At 66.4% G+C, this 18,017-nt stretch carries 26 protein-coding genes; 12 read left to right on the top strand and 14 right to left on the bottom strand.

Going from position 1 to position 18,017, the window contains the following annotated elements; genetic code table 11:
- The gene (locus tag KZX46_RS08975) at window positions 1-1,437 is read left to right on the top strand and encodes a mannose-1-phosphate guanylyltransferase/mannose-6-phosphate isomerase (RefSeq protein WP_226896194.1); all 1,437 of its coding nucleotides are present in this window, start codon (window positions 1-3) and stop codon (window positions 1,435-1,437) included.
- A gap of 17 nt (window positions 1,438-1,454) precedes the next feature.
- Here KZX46_RS08975 and KZX46_RS08970 read toward each other — a convergent pair whose 3' ends face one another.
- Both KZX46_RS08970 and KZX46_RS08965 read right to left on the bottom strand, forming a co-directional pair.
- Window positions 1,455-2,177 (bottom strand): GDP-mannose 4,6-dehydratase, encoded by a 723-nt coding sequence (locus KZX46_RS08970; protein ID WP_219776297.1) that lies wholly within the window; start codon window positions 2,175-2,177, stop codon window positions 1,455-1,457.
- Window positions 2,177-3,433 carry an MFS transporter gene (locus tag KZX46_RS08965; protein WP_219776296.1) on the bottom strand — a complete coding sequence of 419 codons (1,257 nt, stop codon included), beginning with the start codon at window positions 3,431-3,433 and terminating at the stop codon, window positions 2,177-2,179. The genes KZX46_RS08970 and KZX46_RS08965 overlap by 1 nt, the downstream gene beginning before the upstream one ends.
- A gap of 88 nt (window positions 3,434-3,521) precedes the next feature.
- On the opposite strand from KZX46_RS08965, the gene KZX46_RS08960 reads away from it, so the two are divergent.
- From KZX46_RS08960 to KZX46_RS08945, 4 genes are all read left to right on the top strand, one after another.
- Window positions 3,522-4,124, top strand: a complete 603-nt coding sequence (locus KZX46_RS08960; RefSeq protein WP_216710993.1) for a DUF937 domain-containing protein — start codon at window positions 3,522-3,524, stop codon at window positions 4,122-4,124.
- A gap of 8 nt (window positions 4,125-4,132) precedes the next feature.
- The gene (locus KZX46_RS08955) at window positions 4,133-4,675 is read left to right on the top strand and encodes a J domain-containing protein (protein ID WP_219776295.1); all 543 of its coding nucleotides are present in this window, start codon (window positions 4,133-4,135) and stop codon (window positions 4,673-4,675) included.
- An 86-nt stretch (window positions 4,676-4,761) separates the two neighbouring features.
- Window positions 4,762-5,823, top strand: a complete 1,062-nt coding sequence (locus tag KZX46_RS08950) for a glycerophosphodiester phosphodiesterase (protein ID WP_219776294.1) — start codon at window positions 4,762-4,764, stop codon at window positions 5,821-5,823.
- Window positions 5,824-5,923: 100 nt separating this feature from the next.
- A complete protein-coding gene (locus tag KZX46_RS08945; RefSeq protein WP_219776293.1) occupies window positions 5,924-7,387 on the top strand; it encodes a capsule assembly Wzi family protein in 1,464 nt (487 codons plus the stop codon).
- Here the strand turns inward: KZX46_RS08945 and KZX46_RS08940 are convergent.
- Genes KZX46_RS08940 through KZX46_RS23230 form a run of 12 tightly spaced genes read right to left on the bottom strand, consistent with a single transcriptional unit; the run spans window position 7,362 to window position 11,795 of the window.
- Window positions 7,362-7,814 (bottom strand): PaaI family thioesterase, encoded by a 453-nt coding sequence (locus KZX46_RS08940; protein WP_219776292.1) that lies wholly within the window; start codon window positions 7,812-7,814, stop codon window positions 7,362-7,364. The genes KZX46_RS08945 and KZX46_RS08940 overlap by 26 nt on opposite strands.
- Window positions 7,811-8,251 (bottom strand): PaaI family thioesterase, encoded by a 441-nt coding sequence (locus tag KZX46_RS08935; RefSeq protein ID WP_226896193.1) that lies wholly within the window; start codon window positions 8,249-8,251, stop codon window positions 7,811-7,813. The genes KZX46_RS08940 and KZX46_RS08935 overlap by 4 nt, the downstream gene beginning before the upstream one ends.
- On the bottom strand, window positions 8,248-8,652 hold the full coding sequence (locus KZX46_RS08930) for a SufE family protein (RefSeq protein ID WP_219776291.1): 405 nt from the start codon (window positions 8,650-8,652) through the stop codon (window positions 8,248-8,250). The genes KZX46_RS08935 and KZX46_RS08930 overlap by 4 nt, the downstream gene beginning before the upstream one ends.
- A 40-nt stretch (window positions 8,653-8,692) precedes the next feature.
- Window positions 8,693-8,932: a hypothetical protein gene (locus KZX46_RS08925; RefSeq protein ID WP_219776290.1), complete on the bottom strand. Its 240-nt coding sequence runs from the start codon at window positions 8,930-8,932 to the stop codon at window positions 8,693-8,695.
- A 24-nt stretch (window positions 8,933-8,956) separates the two neighbouring features.
- Window positions 8,957-9,238, bottom strand: a complete 282-nt coding sequence (locus KZX46_RS08920; protein ID WP_216710987.1) for a hypothetical protein — start codon at window positions 9,236-9,238, stop codon at window positions 8,957-8,959.
- A gap of 28 nt (window positions 9,239-9,266) precedes the next feature.
- A complete protein-coding gene (locus KZX46_RS08915; protein WP_216710986.1) occupies window positions 9,267-9,533 on the bottom strand; it encodes a hypothetical protein in 267 nt (88 codons plus the stop codon).
- Between the two features lie 11 nt (window positions 9,534-9,544).
- Window positions 9,545-9,820: a hypothetical protein gene (locus KZX46_RS08910; protein WP_216710985.1), complete on the bottom strand. Its 276-nt coding sequence runs from the start codon at window positions 9,818-9,820 to the stop codon at window positions 9,545-9,547.
- Between the two features lie 23 nt (window positions 9,821-9,843).
- Window positions 9,844-10,245, bottom strand: a complete 402-nt coding sequence (locus KZX46_RS08905) for a hypothetical protein (RefSeq protein WP_216710984.1) — start codon at window positions 10,243-10,245, stop codon at window positions 9,844-9,846.
- Window positions 10,246-10,269: 24 nt separating this feature from the next.
- A complete protein-coding gene (pspC, locus tag KZX46_RS08900; protein WP_216710983.1) occupies window positions 10,270-10,650 on the bottom strand; it encodes an envelope stress response membrane protein PspC in 381 nt (126 codons plus the stop codon).
- 11 nt (window positions 10,651-10,661) lie between these two features.
- Window positions 10,662-10,961 carry an envelope stress response membrane protein PspB gene (gene pspB, locus KZX46_RS08895; RefSeq protein WP_216710982.1) on the bottom strand — a complete coding sequence of 100 codons (300 nt, stop codon included), beginning with the start codon at window positions 10,959-10,961 and terminating at the stop codon, window positions 10,662-10,664.
- A 5-nt stretch (window positions 10,962-10,966) separates the two neighbouring features.
- Window positions 10,967-11,638 carry a phage shock protein PspA gene (pspA, locus tag KZX46_RS08890; protein WP_216710981.1) on the bottom strand — a complete coding sequence of 224 codons (672 nt, stop codon included), beginning with the start codon at window positions 11,636-11,638 and terminating at the stop codon, window positions 10,967-10,969.
- A gap of 25 nt (window positions 11,639-11,663) precedes the next feature.
- Entirely contained in the window at window positions 11,664-11,795 is a 132-nt protein-coding gene (locus tag KZX46_RS23230; RefSeq protein ID WP_255602164.1) for a hypothetical protein, read from the bottom strand.
- A gap of 176 nt (window positions 11,796-11,971) precedes the next feature.
- Between KZX46_RS23230 and pspF the strand changes: the two genes are divergently transcribed.
- From pspF to KZX46_RS08855, 7 genes are all read left to right on the top strand, one after another.
- Window positions 11,972-13,015: a phage shock protein operon transcriptional activator gene (pspF, locus tag KZX46_RS08885; protein WP_219776289.1), complete on the top strand. Its 1,044-nt coding sequence runs from the start codon at window positions 11,972-11,974 to the stop codon at window positions 13,013-13,015.
- 83 nt (window positions 13,016-13,098) lie between these two features.
- Window positions 13,099-13,701, top strand: coding sequence for a superoxide dismutase (locus tag KZX46_RS08880; protein ID WP_370647510.1), 603 nt, complete (start codon window positions 13,099-13,101; stop codon window positions 13,699-13,701).
- A gap of 115 nt (window positions 13,702-13,816) precedes the next feature.
- Window positions 13,817-14,371, top strand: coding sequence for a ubiquinol-cytochrome c reductase iron-sulfur subunit (petA, locus tag KZX46_RS08875; RefSeq protein WP_216710979.1), 555 nt, complete (start codon window positions 13,817-13,819; stop codon window positions 14,369-14,371).
- Window positions 14,372-14,381: 10 nt separating this feature from the next.
- Window positions 14,382-15,716 (top strand): cytochrome b N-terminal domain-containing protein, encoded by a 1,335-nt coding sequence (locus tag KZX46_RS08870; RefSeq protein WP_219776288.1) that lies wholly within the window; start codon window positions 14,382-14,384, stop codon window positions 15,714-15,716.
- A gap of 5 nt (window positions 15,717-15,721) precedes the next feature.
- The gene (locus tag KZX46_RS08865; RefSeq protein ID WP_219776287.1) at window positions 15,722-16,549 is read left to right on the top strand and encodes a cytochrome c1; all 828 of its coding nucleotides are present in this window, start codon (window positions 15,722-15,724) and stop codon (window positions 16,547-16,549) included.
- 99 nt (window positions 16,550-16,648) lie between these two features.
- A complete protein-coding gene (locus KZX46_RS08860) occupies window positions 16,649-17,488 on the top strand; it encodes an S-methyl-5'-thioadenosine phosphorylase (protein WP_219776286.1) in 840 nt (279 codons plus the stop codon).
- Window positions 17,485-18,015 carry an adenine phosphoribosyltransferase gene (locus tag KZX46_RS08855; protein WP_216710975.1) on the top strand — a complete coding sequence of 177 codons (531 nt, stop codon included), beginning with the start codon at window positions 17,485-17,487 and terminating at the stop codon, window positions 18,013-18,015. The genes KZX46_RS08860 and KZX46_RS08855 overlap by 4 nt, the downstream gene beginning before the upstream one ends.
- Window positions 18,016-18,017: the final 2 nt, after the last annotated feature.

The raw sequence follows: 18,017 nt of genomic DNA, 5'->3' as shown, positions 1-18,017 counted from the left end.
GTGACCGAGCTTACCACACTCATCGTTCCAGTCGTGCTGTCGGGAGGATCGGGCACCCGGCTGTGGCCGGTTTCACGCTCTCTTCATCCAAAGCAGTTGCTGCCGATCGCCGCCGACCATTCGATGCTCCAGGCAACGGTCGCACGGCTGAGCGGGACGGGCTACGCCGGGCCGATCGTCGTCGGCGGCGAGGAGCACCGCTTTCTCATCGCCGATCAGCTCGCCGAGCACGGCTGCGTGCCCGCCGCGATCATTCTCGAGCCGGAGGGCCGCAATACTGCCGCAGCGATCGCACTCGCTGCGCTCAGCGCGCTGTCGCACGACCCGGCAGCGGTGCTGCTCGTGGTCCCATCTGACCACGTCATTGCCGACACGGCGGCATTTGGTCGCGCCGTCGAAACTGGATTGTCGGCCGCGAAGGCTGGGCATCTCGTCACCTTTGGCATCGCTCCCGCCGGGCCCGAGACCGGCTACGGCTATATCGAACACGGTGCGCCGCTCGATGGACTGGCTGGCGTCAGCGGCGTCGCGCGCTTTGTCGAGAAGCCCGACTCGGCGACCGCGCAACGGTTCGTCGACGGGGGCCATCATGCGTGGAATGGCGGCATCTTCCTGTTCGGTGCGCGCACTTATCTCGATGAGCTTGCAGCCTATGCTCCCGCGGTTGCCCATGCCTGCGCTGCAGCGATGTCCGCAGCGACGACGGACGGCGTCTTTATCCGCCCCGAACGGGCTGCGTTCCTCGGCAGCCCGAACATCTCGATCGACTATGCGGTAATGGAGCACACCGCCCACGCCGCCGTCGTGCCCGTTGAAATGGGCTGGTCCGACGTCGGATCATGGGGGGCATTGTGGGACATCGCGCCGCACGACGCTGCGGGCAATGCGCTCGATGGCGATGTCGTCGCGATCGAGTCAAGCAACTGCCTCGTCCGCGTGGACAACGGCCCGGCGGTCGCGATCGTCGGTGTCGAAGACCTCGTTGTCGTCTCGACCCGCGACTCGGTGCTGGTGATCCCGCGCAATCGCTCGCAGGAGGTCCGCGCCGTCGTCGACGAACTCAAGTCGCGCAACAGCACGCGGCACTCGCTTCAGCCGGTCGTCCATCGCCCATGGGGGACGTACGAGACGACCGACATGGGCGAGCGCTTCCAGACCAAGCGGATCGTCGTCAAGCCGGGCGGCCAGCTATCGCTCCAGATGCACTACCACCGGTCCGAGCATTGGATCGTGGTGTCAGGGACTGCGCTGGTCACAATCGACGGCATCGAGAAGATCGTCGGCGAGAACCAGTCGGCGTACATCCCGGCGGGGTCGCAGCACCGCCTCGAGAACCCCGGCAAGGTGCCGCTGCACCTGATCGAGGTCCAGTGCGGGCCGTATCTCGGCGAGGACGATATCGTCCGCTACGAGGACAAGTACGCCCGCGCCGGGTAAGCGGGGTCGGCGGTCGCCTACCCGGCAGCGACACCTTCGCAAAGCACGGTGACGAGATCCTCGCCCCACGTCACCGCCCGCCAGCCGAGCGCCGATGACGCCGGTCCAGAGTTGCCCGCATCGCCGTGTGCGATTGCGACTGAGGCGGCGGTTTTGGCGGCGGGGCGCTTGAAATAGGCGGCGGCGACTCGCGCGACGTCTTCGCCGGTCAACAGGCGTCCTGTAGCGATCTCAAGGACTTCAGCGGCTGGGCGCTGGAGCATGCGCCACATCGCGTCGACGTATTCGGGGGTCCAGCCGCAGTCGGTGGTGGTGGTGAGATCGGCGGGATCGGGGTCGATCCCGGCGGCGGTTGCGGCGACGATGCGGGCGACTGGCGTGGTGCCCGGGCCGAAACGTGATTCGTGCGGGTAGACATAGCCGATGGCGACGAATCGGCCGTCAGGCTTGGCGACGGCAGTGCCGGGATCGGCGGCGATGAAAACGCTCGCTGTGCCGCCCAGCGCGAACATATCCGCCGATGCCGCGACGTCGCCGCGTAAGTCGTAGATTTCATCGGCTCCTGCGATCGCGTCAGCAGCCTCCTCGGCCTGCGTCACATCGTCGGCCACCCCGAGTCGCGCGAGCAGGTCTTTGCCTCCGGTGCCGCGCACGACATAGCCTCGCGCGCCGAGGAGTCGTGCGAGATACGCCCCTGCGGCGGTGTCGAGACCAAGGATCGCCGCCGTCTTCACTGCCATCAAAGCCTCCGCAAAAGGGGAATCAACACGAGCGCACTAGCCCCGCACATCGCCAGAACGACGACGATCGGGACGCCTCCCGCGACCGCACTTCCCGCCAGCAACGTGCCGCCGACCTGAAACGCCGCATTGACGATGTTGTTCGCCGCAACCGCCCCCGACCGCGTCGCCGCGCCGCCCGCGGTCTGGAGGATACCGTAAAGCGGGACCGAGAATACGCCGCCGGCAAAGGCGAGGACGAACAGCGCGAGCAGGATCGGCCACGCCGCCGGACTGGTAACGAAACCGACGATGTCGCCCCCGTGTCCGCCGTCGCGGACCGTCAGCAACAGGCTGAGGCTCGCCGCCGCCATCGCCACCGCCGCCCAGGGTGCTGCCTTCGCCGAGACCCGGCCCTGAAGGAGCCGCCCTACCGCGGCCGAGCCGGTGGCAATCCCGACGGTGAACACCGCAAGGAACAGCGTCGCGACCGCCTCGGACGCGTGCAGGCTGCCCTTTACGAGCGGAACGAACTCGGTGGTGAAGATTGCGCCGAGTGCCCAGAACCATGAGATCGCCAGCGTCGCCAGCCATACCGGACGGACCGCGAAGGCCTCGCGGATGACCGCAGTCGATGCGGTCACTGGATTCCAGTCGATCGCCGGTGCGGCGGCCGCTGGCGGCGCGGGCGGAATGAAGCGCGACGCGACAACCCCGGCAAGCGCCGCCGCGAGCATCGCGCCGGCAGCCCAGCCGGTCGGCAACAGCCCGCCAGCGATCTGGCCGAGCAGGATCGCGACGAAGGTCCCGCCCTCGACCAGCCCGGTCCCGGTCAGGAGATGCTCGGGGCGCAGGTGCTGCGGCAGGATCGCGTATTTGACCGGGCCGAATACCGTCGAATGCGTCCCCATGCCGAACAGGCACGCAAACAACAGCGGGACCGATCCGAACATCAGCGCTATGCCGCCGATGCCGAGGATGACGACCTCGGCGAGTTTGACCGCGCGCGCGATCGCCGCCTTGTCGCGCGCGTCGGCTAACTGGCCCGCGATCCCCGAGAACAGAAAGAACGGCAGGATGAATACGCCCGCCGCCGCCGTCACCATCGTTGCCGCACTCTTGATATCGACGCCGGGCAGATGGAAGGTGATCAGGAACAGCATCGCCGTCTTGAACAAATTGTCGTTGAACGCCCCGAGGAACTGGGTGCCGAACAGCGGAACGAAGCGGCGCGAGAGTAGATCGGGTGTCTGATCGGGCTTGAGAACGTCGGGCATGGCCAACTCTAGCCCGGAGCGTCGCGATCTGTCACATCGGCATGATAGCCTTCACGCCTTATATAAGACCGAGACCAAGGGGCCAGCCATGTCGCAACAGCTTCTCGACCTGATCAACCGCTTTGGCGGCGAAGACGCGATTGCCGCAATGGCCGCGCGCGTCGGCCTGTCGCCCGAACAGACCCAATCGGCGATGGCCGCGTTGATGCCTGCGGTCGCGGGCGGCATGGCGAAGCAGGTCGAGGCACAGGGGCCGGGTGCGCTAGACGCCGCCGCCGCTCCGGCGACCGCACTGGCAAGCGGCGGCACGGTCGCCAGCGACGCGGCGGTCGAGCATGGCACCAATATTCTCGGCTCGCTGTTCGGCTCGTCGCAGGTCACCGACGTTGTCACCGGCAACGCCGCCGCCGCAACCGGGCTCGACGCGTCGAAGCTGTCCGCATTGCTGCCGATGATCGCGACGCTCGCGGCAGGTGCGCTTGGTCATGCCGGCGGCCAGGCCCCCGCCGAGGGCGGAGGGTTGGGCGGCATGCTCGGCGGGCTGCTCGGCCAGGTCACCGGCGGCACCACGGCGGGCACGGCCCCCGCGACCGGCGCGGCGGGAACGCTGATGTCGATGCTCGACTTCAACAAGGACGGCAACGTCATGGACGACATCATGGGCGTCGTCGGCAAGTTGCGAGGTCACTGACGAACGCCATGGCCGGCCCGTCACGCAACATGGACTGGGGTTTTCCCCGCTGGCGCGATTATGGCGGCACCGGCAACGCTGCGGTCACGGTGCGGATCTGCGACCGCGACGGCTGCAACGAGCCTGGCGATCGCCCTGCTCCCAAGGCCCCGAATCGCCCCGAACGCTGGTATTTCTGCGAGACGCACGCGGGCGAGTACAACCGCAACTGGAACTACTTCGAGGGCCTTAGCGCCGCCGACGCGCGTGCCCGTGAAGCCGACGAGTCCGCCGAGACGACCTTCACCCAGGCGAAGCACTGGGGCTGGGGCGGCGCGGGCGACGGCAGCCGCAGCCGCGCCGAACTCGATGCGCTGACCGCGCTCGAACTCGGCTCCGACGCCGACTTCGCTGCGGTCAAGGCGGCCTACCGCCGCCTTGCCAAGGCCAATCATCCCGACGTCGCGCCGAACGATGCCGCAGCAGCGCGGCGGTTCCAGGCGACGCAGGCGGCGTACGAAGTTCTCGAGCGCGCCGAGGAACGCCGCGCGACGACGTATTCGCCGGTCTGACCACGCTCGCGCGCCGGAGGCGGCAAAGTGTCGCCCGACTGTCATAATCGTGCCGTATCGCTGCCCGACACTTCGGGGGTGACATTATGCGCATACTTTTGGCGATGGCGATCGGGCTGCTCGCAGTGAAGGCAGCGGCAGCTGCTGCTGCGACAGTTGGGCAACCGATCATCATCGGCCATCGCGGCGCGGCGGGCGAACGTCCCGAACACACGCTCGAATCTTATCGGACGGCAATCGCGGGCGGGGCCGACTTCATCGAACCCGATCTCGTACCGACCAAGGACGGCGTTCTCGTCGCGCGCCACGAGAACGAGATCGGCGGCACCACCGACGTCGCCAAGCACCCTGAATTCGCCGCGCGGCATGCAACCAAGACGATCGACGGCGCGAGCATCACCGGCTGGTTCACCGAGGATTTCACCCTCGCCGAGCTGAAGACGCTGCGCGCGCGCGAGCGCCTGCCCGCGCTGCGCCCCGGCAACACGGCGTGGGACGGTAAGTTCGACATCCCGACCTTTGCCGAGATCCTCGCGCTGGCGAACTCCGAGTCGGCGCGAACCGGGCGGACCATCGGGGTCTATCCCGAGACCAAGCACCCGAGCTATTTCGCCGCGATCGGCCTGCCGCTTGAGCGCAAGCTCGTCGATGCACTCGCCGCCGCCGGTTATACGAAAAAGACCGATCCCGCCTTCATTCAGTCGTTCGAGGTCGCCAATCTCAAGGCGCTCAGGAAGATGACTGGGCTGCGGCTGATCCAGCTCGTCGACGAGGGCCATCCCGCCGACGATGCCGTGACGACCTACGATACGATGATGAGCCCTGCCGGGCTCAAGGCGATCGCGCTGTACGCTGACGGCATCGGCCCGGCGAAGTCGCGGATCATCCCGCGCGATGCCGCCGGTCGCTCGCTCGCGCCGACCAGTCTCGTCGCCGACGCGCATGCGGCCGGGCTGCTCGTCCACCCCTACACCTTCCGCTCGGAAAATTATTTCCTGCCCGTCGAGCTGCGCCGCGGCGACGATCCGAAGGCGCACGGCGATGCCGCCGCCGAATATCGCATGTTCTTTGCCGCTGGAGTCGACGGGCTATTCTCCGACTTCGCCGACGAAGCGTTCAAGGCACGCGCCCAAGCCAGGCCAGATTGAGCGGTACTGCACATCGATGCGCGACATGCATCCCGCGCGCGCCTATGGCTCGTAACGCAATGACAATGACCACGGCGCTGACGTCACATCCGAGGGAACGGTGAGGTCCAACAACCGGGTCCTGGCACTCGCTTTATTCTTGTCACTTGCCGCCGGTGCTCCGGCGTTCGCCGCACCTTGGGCCGAGGCCGGCGACGAGCAACTCCGCTCGGACCTGATGATCCTCAACGACGCGGGGGTAATTCGCGTTTTGACGACGCAATGGCCGATCCCATGGGCAGGCGTCGCGGCGGGGCTCGACGACCCTGTCCTTTATACCAAGCCCGCGTATGTCCGCGAGGCGGCGCGGCGCGTGCTCGCGCGGATCAAGCGCGAGACTGCCGAAGGGACCCGCGTCGAGAATTTCAGCGACGCGACCAACCGCCCCGCGCTGATCCGCGGGTTCGATGCGCAGGGGCAGGCGAACGCGCAGGATCAGGAGATCGTCGACATCACCAGCGGCGGCAGCGACCTCCACGTCGCGGCGGGGGCGATCAGCGACAATCGCAACAACGGCGGTGGGGCTGCGCTTGATCTCGACGGCAGCTATCTCGCGCAGCGGGTCAAGGGCGTCGAGATCTACGCGGGCGAGGTCGGCCATTGGTGGGGTCCCGGGTGGATTTCTGCATTGAGCTATTCGACCAACGCGCGCCCGTTCCCGCAGGCTGGCATCGCCAGCGCCGGAACGCAACGTTTCAAGACCCCTTTGCTGAGCTGGATAGGACCGTGGCGCGGCGAATTCGTCGTTGGCCTGCTCGACGACCGCCGCATCGACAAAAACACCTTGTTCGACGCGTTCCGCTTCACGTTCATGCCGCTTCGCGGGCTTGAGATCGGCTTCGCGCGGTCGCAGATCCTGTGCGGCGCGGGCCATCCGTGCAACGCGATCGACGCGATCAACCCGATCAACGACGATCTCCACCCGAGCAAGACGGCAAGCGAGGCCGTGTTCGACTTCAAGTACCACAGCACGATCGCCGCGCATCCGGTCGAGATCTACACCCAGATCATGAACGAGGATTCGAGCCCGATCACCCACAGCTTTTCGAGTTATCTGATCGGCACGAGCGCGTGGTTTCCGGTCGGCAAGAACACGCTGCGCGTCACCGGCGAATATGTCAGCAGCATCTCGACGTTAAACCTGTTCAGTTTCGGCACCGTCGGCTACGGCATCAGCTACACCGACAGTAAATACCCCGACGGGCTGCGGTATCGCGGGCGGGCGTTCGGTTTCAGCCTCGACAGCGACTCACGGCTGGCGTCGCTTCAGGCGAATCTGACCGACTCGGGCGATCGCAGCTACACGCTCAGCCTCCACCATGCGCTCGTGTCCCGCCCGGCGACGGGGACCGCCAACCCGATCACGACGACGCCGGTGACGATCGACTATGCCGAGGCGCGCGTTGGCTTGCCGACGCGGATCGGCGTGCTCGGACTCGCCGGGCGGGTTCAGACCGACCAGCCGCGACCGTCGCGCGGCGCGACCGCCGCTGCTGAAATCAGCCTGCGGGTTCGGATTCGCTGACGGCGGAAAGGATGATGTTGAGCTTCGCCGTCGCGATCGGACGGCTGTGGTCGTACTGCCACGCCACCGCAGTCAGGTTCGCCACCCGCCGCCCGAGCCGCATCACCGTCGCTACCGCAAACGTGTCGCGCATCCCGCCAGCGCGGAGATAGTCGACCGTCGCGGTCAGTGGCTTGAGCCGGGGCAGCGGCGCGTCGTCAGGCAACGCGAGGAGCAATGCCGCCAGCCCGGCAAATTCGAGCAGCCCGGCGACGACCCCGCCGTGGAGGCGTTCGGGCGATCCGATCAGCGCCGGGTCGAACGGCAGCCGCAGCCGCACCTCGTCGCCGTCGCGCTCGAAGGTCAGCCCGAGCAGCGCCGGATACGGCAACACGTCGAGCGTCCCGCGCTCGCTCCGCAGCAAGTCGCGCATTGGCTCGAGGCTCATGCCGCGCCGCCGTACATGAAGGTGCCCGCCATGTTGGCGAGCGGCAGCGCCGGGTCGCCCTGATGGGCGAAGCCGCGGACGAAGGCGACGCTCGACGTCAGCCGGTAGCAGATCGCCCGGCCGACGATCGTCACCCCCGGCTCGGGCCCGTGAAGATAGTCGAGGCGCAGGTCGAGCGTCGCGTGGCCGGCCATCGACTTGAGCTTGGCGAACACCGCGAAGCCGGCCGCGGAGTCCATCAGCGAGAAGATCGCACCGCTGGCGATGACGCCGTCGTCGACGATCAGCGATGGCGAGTACGGCAGGACGAGTTCGGCCCAATCGTCGCCGTGCGCCTGATAGCCGATGCCGAGCGCCTTCAAATGGGGGACGCCGTCCATGAAGCGCTGGATGAAGCGGGCGTTGCGCGCCTCGCGCTCGGCCTCGACGTCGCTCATGCCGCGAGTTCGCCGATCCGCGCGAGCATCGACGCGAGCCCCTGCGTCCGGTTCGACGACAGATGCCGCGCAAGTCCGAGCGCATCGAGGTTTGCCTTGACCGCGGCGACGTCGATGTCGGCCGGGCGGCGATCCTGGACCAGCAGCAGCACGAGCGCGACGAGGCCCTTGACGATTGCGGCGTCGCTGTCGGCGGAAAAATGAAGGAGGTCGCCTTCGCGCACCGGGTAGAGCCAGACCTGGCTGGCGCATCCCCTGACCCGGGTTGCCTCGGTCTTGAGCGCGTCGGGCATCGGCGGCAACGCGCGGCCGAGGTCGATCAGCAGGCGGTATTTATCGTCCCAGTCGTCGAACGCCTCGAACTCGGCCTCGACATCTTCGAAAGTGGTTGGCAGCGGCATCGCCGCTCGGTGGACTCGGGACGGCGCGGGGTCAAGGCGGTTAAAAGTCGACTCCCGCGGCGATCGCCTCGAGCTTCTTGATCCGCTCGCGCAGGTCGGCGAGGTCGATGCGGTTGGCGACGGCGGGGACATCCCCCGTCAACCGCCCGCCGCCGACGTCGAGCTGGTGGCGGCGCAGGTCGAGCCATGCCTTCCAGCTCCACGCGAAGACCATGCTCAGCAAGGCCAGCCCGACGAGGCTGCTCGCGGCGATGATCAGAAGCGAATCGGCGGGGACCATGATGAGTTCCTTTCGAAACTGGTTTCAGCGGTCGCGGTTCGGGGTACCGAGCGCGTCGATTTGATCCGACAGGCGCTTCGACGGATCGGTGGCAAGGCGTTCGAGGACGCGGATGCGCTCGTTCAAGCGGTCGATCTCCGACTTCATCCGCGTGCCGTCCTCGATGCTCACCGCGTTCGGCGCATCGACGAAGTCACGGTCGCGGCGGCTGCGCCTGCCCGATCTGCCGACCCCGTAGCGCGCGCTCGCGACCCTGCCGATCGTGACGATGAGAATGATCAAAACGACCATTTCGAACGGGTTCATCGAACGGATTCCTCTGTGAACGGTTGGGTTAGTTGAGCTTCGACGCGGGCGTGCGCAGATCGTCGATTTCGGCCGCCAGGCTGGTACCGCGGTCGGTGACGATGCGGTTGAGGACTGCGACATGCGCCTCGAGCCGCTCGATCTTCGCCGCATATTGCGCCGCCTGTTCGCCTGCGACCTTGGCGGTCGTGTCGAGCTGGCGCTCCTTGAAACTGAGCCAACGCTTCGCGACGCCGGCGAGGATTGCGGTCAGCGGGATCAGCACCCAGACGGCGCCCCAGATATAATTGTCCATGGCGTGTCCCCTTAGTTGAGCGGTGACGGCGCGCGCAGCGCCTCGATTTCGTGGGCGAGACCCGTCGCCCGGTCGGTGGCGATTCGGTTGAGGACCGCAACATGCGCCTCGAGCCGCTCGATCTTCGCGGCATGGTCCGCCGCCGTCGTGTCCGCGATCTTCGCCGCGAGTTCGTGCTTGCGTTCCTGCAACGCGATCCAGCTCATCAGTGGCTTGGTCAGCAGCGCAATGACCGGGATTGCCAGCACCGCGAGCGGAATAAATACCCAAAGAAAATCGAGGTCCATCGCCGCTCTCCTGCTGGCCGCGCCTAGCGCAGCGCCTCGATTTCGCGCGCGGTCCGCTGCGCGGGGTCGGTGACGATCGTTTCGAGCGTCGCGGTGCGGCGGGCCAGCGCGGCGACGTCGGCGGCCATGCGGGCCTGCTCGCTTGCGGCCTCGACAACCTCAGGCCGGTCGAGCTTGGCCGGGCGATGGCGGCGGCGGCGCGCCCAAGTCTGGAGGACGTAATAGAGCAGCAGCCCCACCATCAGGCCGAAGGTGAACGATCCACCGTCGAAGGGCCGCGAGGAATGGACACCGACGCTCCAACTATCATTTGCTCCCAGATGGCTCTTGTGCGTCGGGGTCGGTGGGGACGGCGGGCCGTCCTCGTCGCTCTCGACGACCGTGGTCGAACCGTCCGCCGAAGTCGTGATCGTCTTGGTCGTCATCAGATATCCCCTTGTCCGGCGCGCCTAGCGCAGCTGGTCGATTTCGTTGGCAAGGCGGCTGTTCGACGAGGTGACGTACGCCTCGATGTCGCGCAGCCGGCGCTCGGTTTCGCGGAAGCTCGACCGCGTGTCGCGGATCGTCCGCTGCGGTGCGACGCGGACCTTCTTCCAGAACTCGCGCTCGTCGGGCGTCTCTTCATAAAGCGAATAGGGCTTCGGCGAGGCGGTCCAGGCGACGATGAAATACGCGAAGAAGATCGGTGGGAAGAGGAAGAACATCGTCATGACGAAGCCGAGGCGGATCCAGAGCACGTCGACGTCGAAGTAGTCCGCGACTCCCGCGCACACCCCGGAAACCTTGGCGTTGCGCTTGTCGAGGTAGAAGCTCGTGCGGCGGGCAGACATGACGGTTCCCCTTAGCGGCGGGTGGCGAGGCGCGGCTCGGCCGCGTCGGTCAGGCGGTCGGCGATCCGGTCGGCGGGGCCGCGCAGCGCGCTGTCCTTCCAGCCGGGATTGTCGGCGGTGATGATCCGTTCGATCGAGTCGAGCCGGGCATCGAGCCGCCGGGCGGTTTCGTGGAGATCATCGAGGAGGTTTTCGTCCTCGATCGTGATCCCCTTCGTCCGCCGCCACTGCGACACGTAGTGAAGGATGATCCACGGCAGCCCGATGAAGAGCATCGCGCAGATCGTGATCGGAATGACCGCGTCTTCCATGACCGTCAGCCCTCGTTCTTTGCGAGCCGGGCCTTCATCGCCGCAAGCTCTGATTGAATTCCGTCGGTCTGGCGGAGGTCGGCGAACTCATCGTCGATCGTCCGCAACGGGCCACCGAGGTCGTACGAATCAGCGTGCCCCTCGGCGAGATCGGCGCGACGCTCGATCACCTCGAACTTGGCGAAAGCGTCCTCGATCCGGGGGCCCTTGTACATCGCCCGCATCCGCGACCGCGTGTCGGCGTTCTCGATCCGCTTAAGCAGGCTGTTCTGGCGCTGCTGCGCTTCGCGGATCTTGCCTTCGAGGCGGCGAATATCCTCGCCGTTGGCGTTGAGACCGTCCTCGAGCTGGGCGATGTCGGCGCGGGTCGCGTCGGCGAAGCTCTTCGCCTTGCTCTTCTCGAGCAACGCGGCGGTGGCGAGGTCCTCACGGCCCTTCGACAGCGCGAGCTCGGCCTTTTCGGTCCAGCTCGCCTGCGCTGCCTCGGCGCGAGCGACGGCGCGCTCCATTTCCTTCTGGTCGGCGATCGTGCGCGCAGCCCCGGCGCGGACCTCGGCCAGCGTCTCCTGCATCTCCATGATGATCATGCGGATCATCTTGGCCGGATCTTCGGCCTTATCGAGAAGCTCGGTGACGTTGGCGGCGATGATGTCTCGGGTGCGCGAGAAGATGCTCATGTGGGTCTCCTGGGGAGAAACGATTTTAGACGATGCGGCTGGCAGCGATAGGGGCAGCATAGGCCGGCCCGGCAGCAGCGGCGACGAAGCTTACCGCGAGCAGAGCCGAACCGAGGATGCCGATCACGGCGCGGGCGAAGGGGAAGTTGCTGGTCATCGTGGGTCTCCTGATTGGGCGGGGGCGATCCCCGTCTATGCAACATGCTATGCAGGAGCCGTGCCAAGTGTTTTCTGGAGACTAAGCCATTGTAATCGCTGAGCGGAGAAAATGAGAACTGCGCCGCCACGCGGAATAGTTGCGAACTATTGGGAAAATCCGCTAATATCGGGTTCATGCAGTTGCCCGCCGCCTTGATCGGTCACGCGCCGAGCTTCCTCGACGCGATCGAGCACGCCACCCGCGCGGCGGCGATCAATCGCCCGGTGCTGGTGATCGGCGAGCGCGGGACCGGCAAGGAATTGATCGCCGAACGACTCCACCGGCTAAGCCCGCGCTGGAGCGGACCGCTGATCACGCTGAACTGCGCGGCGCTCCCTGAAAATCTGCTCGATGCCGAGCTCTTCGGCTACGACACCGGCGCGTTCACCGGCGCCACGCGCGGGCGCCCCGGGCGGTTCGAGGATGCCGACGGCGGCACGCTGTTCCTCGACGAGATCGCGACGCTATCGCAGGCCGCGCAGGAACGCCTGCTCCGCGTCGTCGAATACGGCGAGTTGACCAGGCTCGGCTCGAACCGCGTCATTCGTGTCGACGTCCGCGTTGTCGGCGCGACCAATGAGGACCTGCCCGCGCTCGTCGCCGCGCACCAGTTCCGCGCCGATCTGCTCGACCGGCTGAGCTTCGAAGTCGTGACCTTGCCGCCCCTCCGCGCGCGGGCCGACGACATCCCCGTCCTTGCCGGACATTTCGCGCGACGGATGGCGGTCGAACTTGGCTGGGCGGGCTTTACCGGCTTCAGCGAAGCCGCCGAACATGCCCTCGCCGCGCACGATTGGCCGGGCAATGTCCGCGAACTGAAGAACGTCGTCGAACGGTCGCTGTACCGCTGGGGCGACGCCGTCGAGCCGGTCGGGCACATCGTCTTCGACGCGTTCGACTCGCCGTACCGGCCGGGAATTCGTCATCTGCCGTCGATCATCGCCGCGAACGATGCGCCCGCGCTGCCCGCCCTCGTCGCTCCTGGATCAGGCGGGTCGCCTGCGATCATCGACCACAGCAGCATCGCCGACCTTCGTCTCGCGGTGGCGTCGTACGAGCGCGACATCCTGACTGCGGCGCTCGCGAAGTGCCGCCACAACCAGCGCGCGACCGCGACTGCACTGGCGCTGACCTACGACCAGCTCCGCCATGCGCTCAAGCGCCACAATATGCTGTGAACGGGTTGCTTAAGCCGCGAGATTGAGGCGTTGTCTGCCCGCATTAACCGCCTGACCCGTAATCAACCTTGGAGGATCCGATCATGTTCACTTTGCCCCAGCTGCCGTTCGAACCGACCGCGCTCGAGCCGTACATGTCGGCGAACACCTTCAGCTATCACCACGGCAAGCATCACAAGGCGTATGTCGACAAGGCCAACGCCGCGATCGAGGGCACGCCAATGGCCAACATGTCCGATGTCGAGGTCGTTCGTGCGGCCAAGGCGAAGGGTGACCAGGGGCTGTTCAACAACGCGGCGCAGGCGTGGAACCACAGCTTCCTGTGGAACTCGCTGTCGCCGATGGGCGGCGGCAGTCCGATGGGCGCACTCAAGGATGCAATCGACCGTGACCTCGGCGGCGTCGAGAGCTTTGGTGAAGCGTTCAAGAAGGAGGCGGTCGGCCATTTCGCCAGCGGCTGGGCGTGGCTCGTCCACGATGGCTCGGCGCTCAAGATCATCAGCACGCACGACGCCGACACCGCGCTCGTCCACGAAGGCCTGACCCCGCTGATCACGCTCGACCTGTGGGAGCACGCCTATTACCTGGACTATCAGAATGCGCGCCCGGGGTTTGTCGACTCGTACCTCATGCACATGATCAACTGGGACTTCGCGAGCGAGAATTACGCCGCCGTCGCCGCCTAGAGCGTACATCCGCGCCAAAATGCCCGTTGCGCTCGCGCAACGCGCGCGTCTATCAGGGGTCATCCATTCGGGTGGCCCCTAATGCTGCCCGGTTTTGCGTTGACAAGGGCACGGCATGGCAACCCATCCGACCGACGACCTTACCCCTACGGGCGAGCGCCGCCGCGATTTCATTTTCGTCGCTACCGGCGCTTTCGCCGCAGTCGGCGCGGCCACGGTGCTGTGGCCACTGATCAACCAGATGAACCCGTCGGCCGACGTGCTCGCGCTGGCGTCGATCGACCTCGACCTCGCCGCGATTCAGCCCGGCCAGGCGGTCGTCGTCAACTGGCGCGGCAAGCCGGTGTTCGCGCGCAACCTGATGCCCAAGGAAATCGCCGAGGCGAAGGCGGTTCCGATCGCGTCGCTCCGCGATCCGCAGACCCTCGACGAGCGGACCAAGCCCGGCCACGAAAACTGGCTGATCACGCTCGGCGTCTGCACCCACCTCGGCTGCGTCCCGCTCGGTGCGCGCGAAGGTGAGAACCGCGGTGCCTTCGGCGGATATTTCTGCCCGTGCCACGGGTCGCAGTACGACACCGCCGCGCGCGTTCGCGCCGGACCGGCGCCGAAGAATCTCGAAGTGCCGGTGTACGCGTTCAAGACGCCCACCCAAGTCACGATCGGTTGAGGGTCACACCATGAGCTTCCCCTGGGCCAAGCATTACGAGCCGCAAGGCGCGTTCATGCAGTACGTCGACAGCCGGCTGCCGATCCCGCGGCTGGTCTACGACAGTCTCGGCGCCGGCTACCCGGTCCCGAAGAACCTCAACTATTTCTATAACTTCGGCGTCCTCGCTGGGGTCGCTCTGGTTATCCAGATCCTGACCGGGGTCATACTCGGCATGCATTATGCCGCGAACACGACGATCGCCTTCGACTCGGTCGAACACATCATGCGCGACGTCAACGGCGGCTGGATGCTCCGCTATATGCACGCGACCGGCGCATCGTTCTTCTTCGTCGTCGTCTACGTCCACATCGGCCGCGGGCTGTACTACGGGTCGTACAAGCCGCCGCGCGAAGTGCTGTGGTTGCTCGGCCTGGTCATCTTCCTGCTGATGATGGCGACCGCATTCATGGGCTATGTCCTCGTCTGGGGGCAGATGAGCTTCTGGGGCGCGACGGTCATCACCAACCTATTTTCGGCGATACCGCTCGTCGGCGAGACGATCCACACGTGGCTGCTCGGCGGCTTCGCCCCCGACAATGCGACGCTCAACCGCTTCTTCTCGCTGCACTATCTCCTGCCGTTCATCATCCTCGGCGTCGTCATCCTCCACGTCTGGGCGCTCCACATCCCGGGGTCGAACAACCCGACCGGGATCGACGTCAAGTCGGAGGCCGACACCGTTCCCTTCCATCCGTATTACACGGCGAAGGACTTCTTCGGCCTCGGCGTCTACCTGACGCTGTTCTGCGTCGTTGTGTTCTTCCTGCCGAACATGCTCGGCGAGCCCGACAACTACATTCCGGCGAACCCGCTCTCGACGCCGGCGCACATCGTTCCCGAATGGTATTTCTGGCCGTTCTACGCGATCCTTCGCGCCTTTACGCAGGACTTCCTGTTCATCCCGGCCAAGCTCTGGGGCGTGCTCGGCATGTTCTCGGCGATCCTGATGTTCTTCTTCCTGCCGTGGCTCGATACCTCGCCGGTGCGGTCGAACAATTATCGCCCGCTGATGAAGCAGCTATTCTGGATCTTCGTCGTCGATATCCTGGTTCTCGGCGTCTGCGGCGGCAAGCCGGCGGGTGAGCCGTGGCTGCGGATCAGTCAGATCGCCAGCGCCTATTACTTCATCCATTGGTTGATCCTCGTGCCGATCGTCAGCCGCATCGAGAAGCCGCTGCCGCTGCCGAATTCGATCAGCGAAGCGGTGCTCAAGAAGCAGACGAACACCGGCGCGCCGATCGCGCTCCAACCCAAGGGTGCAGGGATTGCAGAACTCCCCGCGTCCGGCCAGCCGGCGGAATAACTGACATGGTCAAGCTGATCGCCTTTCTCGTCGGTGCGGTGTTTTGCGTCGCGCTCCTGTTGGGCGCGGTCGTACCGCGCGACGCCACGCCGGCCGATCCGGTGGCGAAATACCATCTCGCGCCGAAGGAAATCACTTGGCAGAACGATGGGATCTTCGGGACCTTCGACCGCGCGCAGCTCCAGCGCGGCTACCAGGTCTACAAGGAGATCTGCTCGGGTTGCCACTCGATCAACCGCGTCGCCTTCCGCAACCTGACCGAGATTGGGTTCACCCCGGCGCAGGTGAAGGCGCTGGCGAAGCAGTCCGACGTCGCGACGATCGACGACAAGTCGGGCGACCCCACAACGCGCAAGTGCATCCCCGCCGACAAGATACCCGGGCCGTACGCCAACGATACCGCCGCGCGCGCCGCGAACAACAACGCGCTGCCGCCCAACCTCGCGCTGATCACCAAGGCGCGTGAGGAAGGTCCGCGCTACGTCTATTCGCTGCTGACCGGCTATCGCGACGCGCCGAAGGATTGGACCGTTCCCGACGGGTTGTATTACAACCCGTACTTCCGGTCCTTGAACGTCGCGATGCCGCCGCCGTTGTCGTCCGACGGGCAGATCACCTACACCGATGGCACCAAGTCGACGGTCGACCAGAATGCCAAGGACGTCGCCGCTTTCCTGACGTGGACTGCGGAGCCGAGTCTCGAGGCGCGCAAGCGTACCGGCGTCGGCGTGGTGATCTTCCTGATCATCCTGAGCGCGCTCGGCTACCTCAGCTACCAGCGCGTCTGGGCCGACCTCAAGCGCAAGCGACCGGGGATCGTCCCCGCCGAGTAGGCCTGACCTTACCGTCATCATCCCCGCGAAGGCGGGGACCGATCTCCAGCAACCGGAGACAGGTCCCCACTTTCGCGGGGATATTTTTTGGAGACCAGCATGCCCCTCGGCATCATCGGCGGCAGCGGCCTCTATGACCTGCCGCTCGACGACGCCGAGTGGCGCGCCGTCGACACGCCATGGGGCCCGCCCTCCGACGAGCTCCTCCACGGCCGCCTCGGTGAAACCGACCTTGTCTTCCTTCCCCGCCACGGCCGCGGCCACACGATCGCACCGTCGGACCTCAACGCTCGCGCCAATATCGCCGCGCTCAAGGCGGCAGGGTGCACCGCGATCCTGTCCCTGTCGGCATGCGGTTCGTTCCGCGAGGATCTCCCGCCAGGCAGCTTCGTCGTCATCGACCAGCTCGTCGACCGGACACGCGGGCGCGCCAACAGCTTCTTCGGCGACGGTATCGTCGCGCACGTCAGCCTCGCCGACCCGTTCTGCGCCAGCCTTGGCGACGCGATCGCCGCCGCCGCGCCCGATTGCATTCGTGGCGGCTCCTATCTCGCGATGGAAGGGCCGCAATTCTCGACCCGCGCCGAAAGCCGCCTGTACCGCGCCGCGGGGCTCGACGTCATCGGCATGACCGCCGCGCCCGAAGCCGCCTTGGCGCGCGAAGCCGAACTTTGCTACGCCACCGTCGCAATGGTCACCGACTACGATAGCTGGCGCGAGGGGGAGGCAGTCGACGTCGCCGCGATCGTCACCGTCCTCACCGCCAACGCTACGCGCGCGGCGGCGCTCGTCGCCGGTGTCGCCGCCGGGTGGAGCGGTTTCGCGTGCGGGCACGGCTGCGGCCATGCGCTCGACCACGCGATCATCACCGACCGCGCGAAATGGCCGCCCGCTACAGCCAAGCGGCTGAGCGGCATCGCCGGACGAGTGCTCGCATGAACGACGACCTTCGCGCCCTCGTCCGCACAATCCCAGACTTTCCCCACCCTGGGATCATGTTCCGCGACATCACCACGCTGCTCCTCGACGGCCCGGGCTTTGCGCGGTCGGTCGAGCTGATGGCGGAGCAGGTCGGGACCGGGTTCGACCTCATCGCTGGGATCGAGGCGCGCGGCTTCGTTTTCGGCGCGGCGCTCGCCAACCGTCTGGCCAAGGGCATGGTGCTGATCCGCAAGAAGAACAAGCTGCCGGGCGCGGTGATCGGGGTGAACTACGCGCTCGAGTACGGCGAGGACCGCGTCGAGATCCACGCCGACGCGGTGACGCCCGGCGCGCGCGTCCTGATCGTCGACGACCTGATCGCGACCGGCGGCACCGCGCTCGCAGCGGCTCAGCTCCTGCGCGCCGCAGGAGCAATCGTCACGCATGCGATCTTCGTCATCGACCTGCCCGCGCTCGGTGGCGCCGAACGGCTGCGCGCTGCTGGCGTCGAGGTCGACGCGCTCCTCGCCTTCGACGGCGAGTAAAG

It is taken from the genome of Polymorphobacter sp. PAMC 29334, from assembly GCF_019431245.1.
Classification (GTDB): domain Bacteria; phylum Pseudomonadota; class Alphaproteobacteria; order Sphingomonadales; family Sphingomonadaceae; genus Polymorphobacter_B; species Polymorphobacter_B megasporae.
The sequence above is the reverse complement of the archived record's forward strand: the minus strand, read 5'-3'. Positions and strand labels throughout refer to the sequence as shown.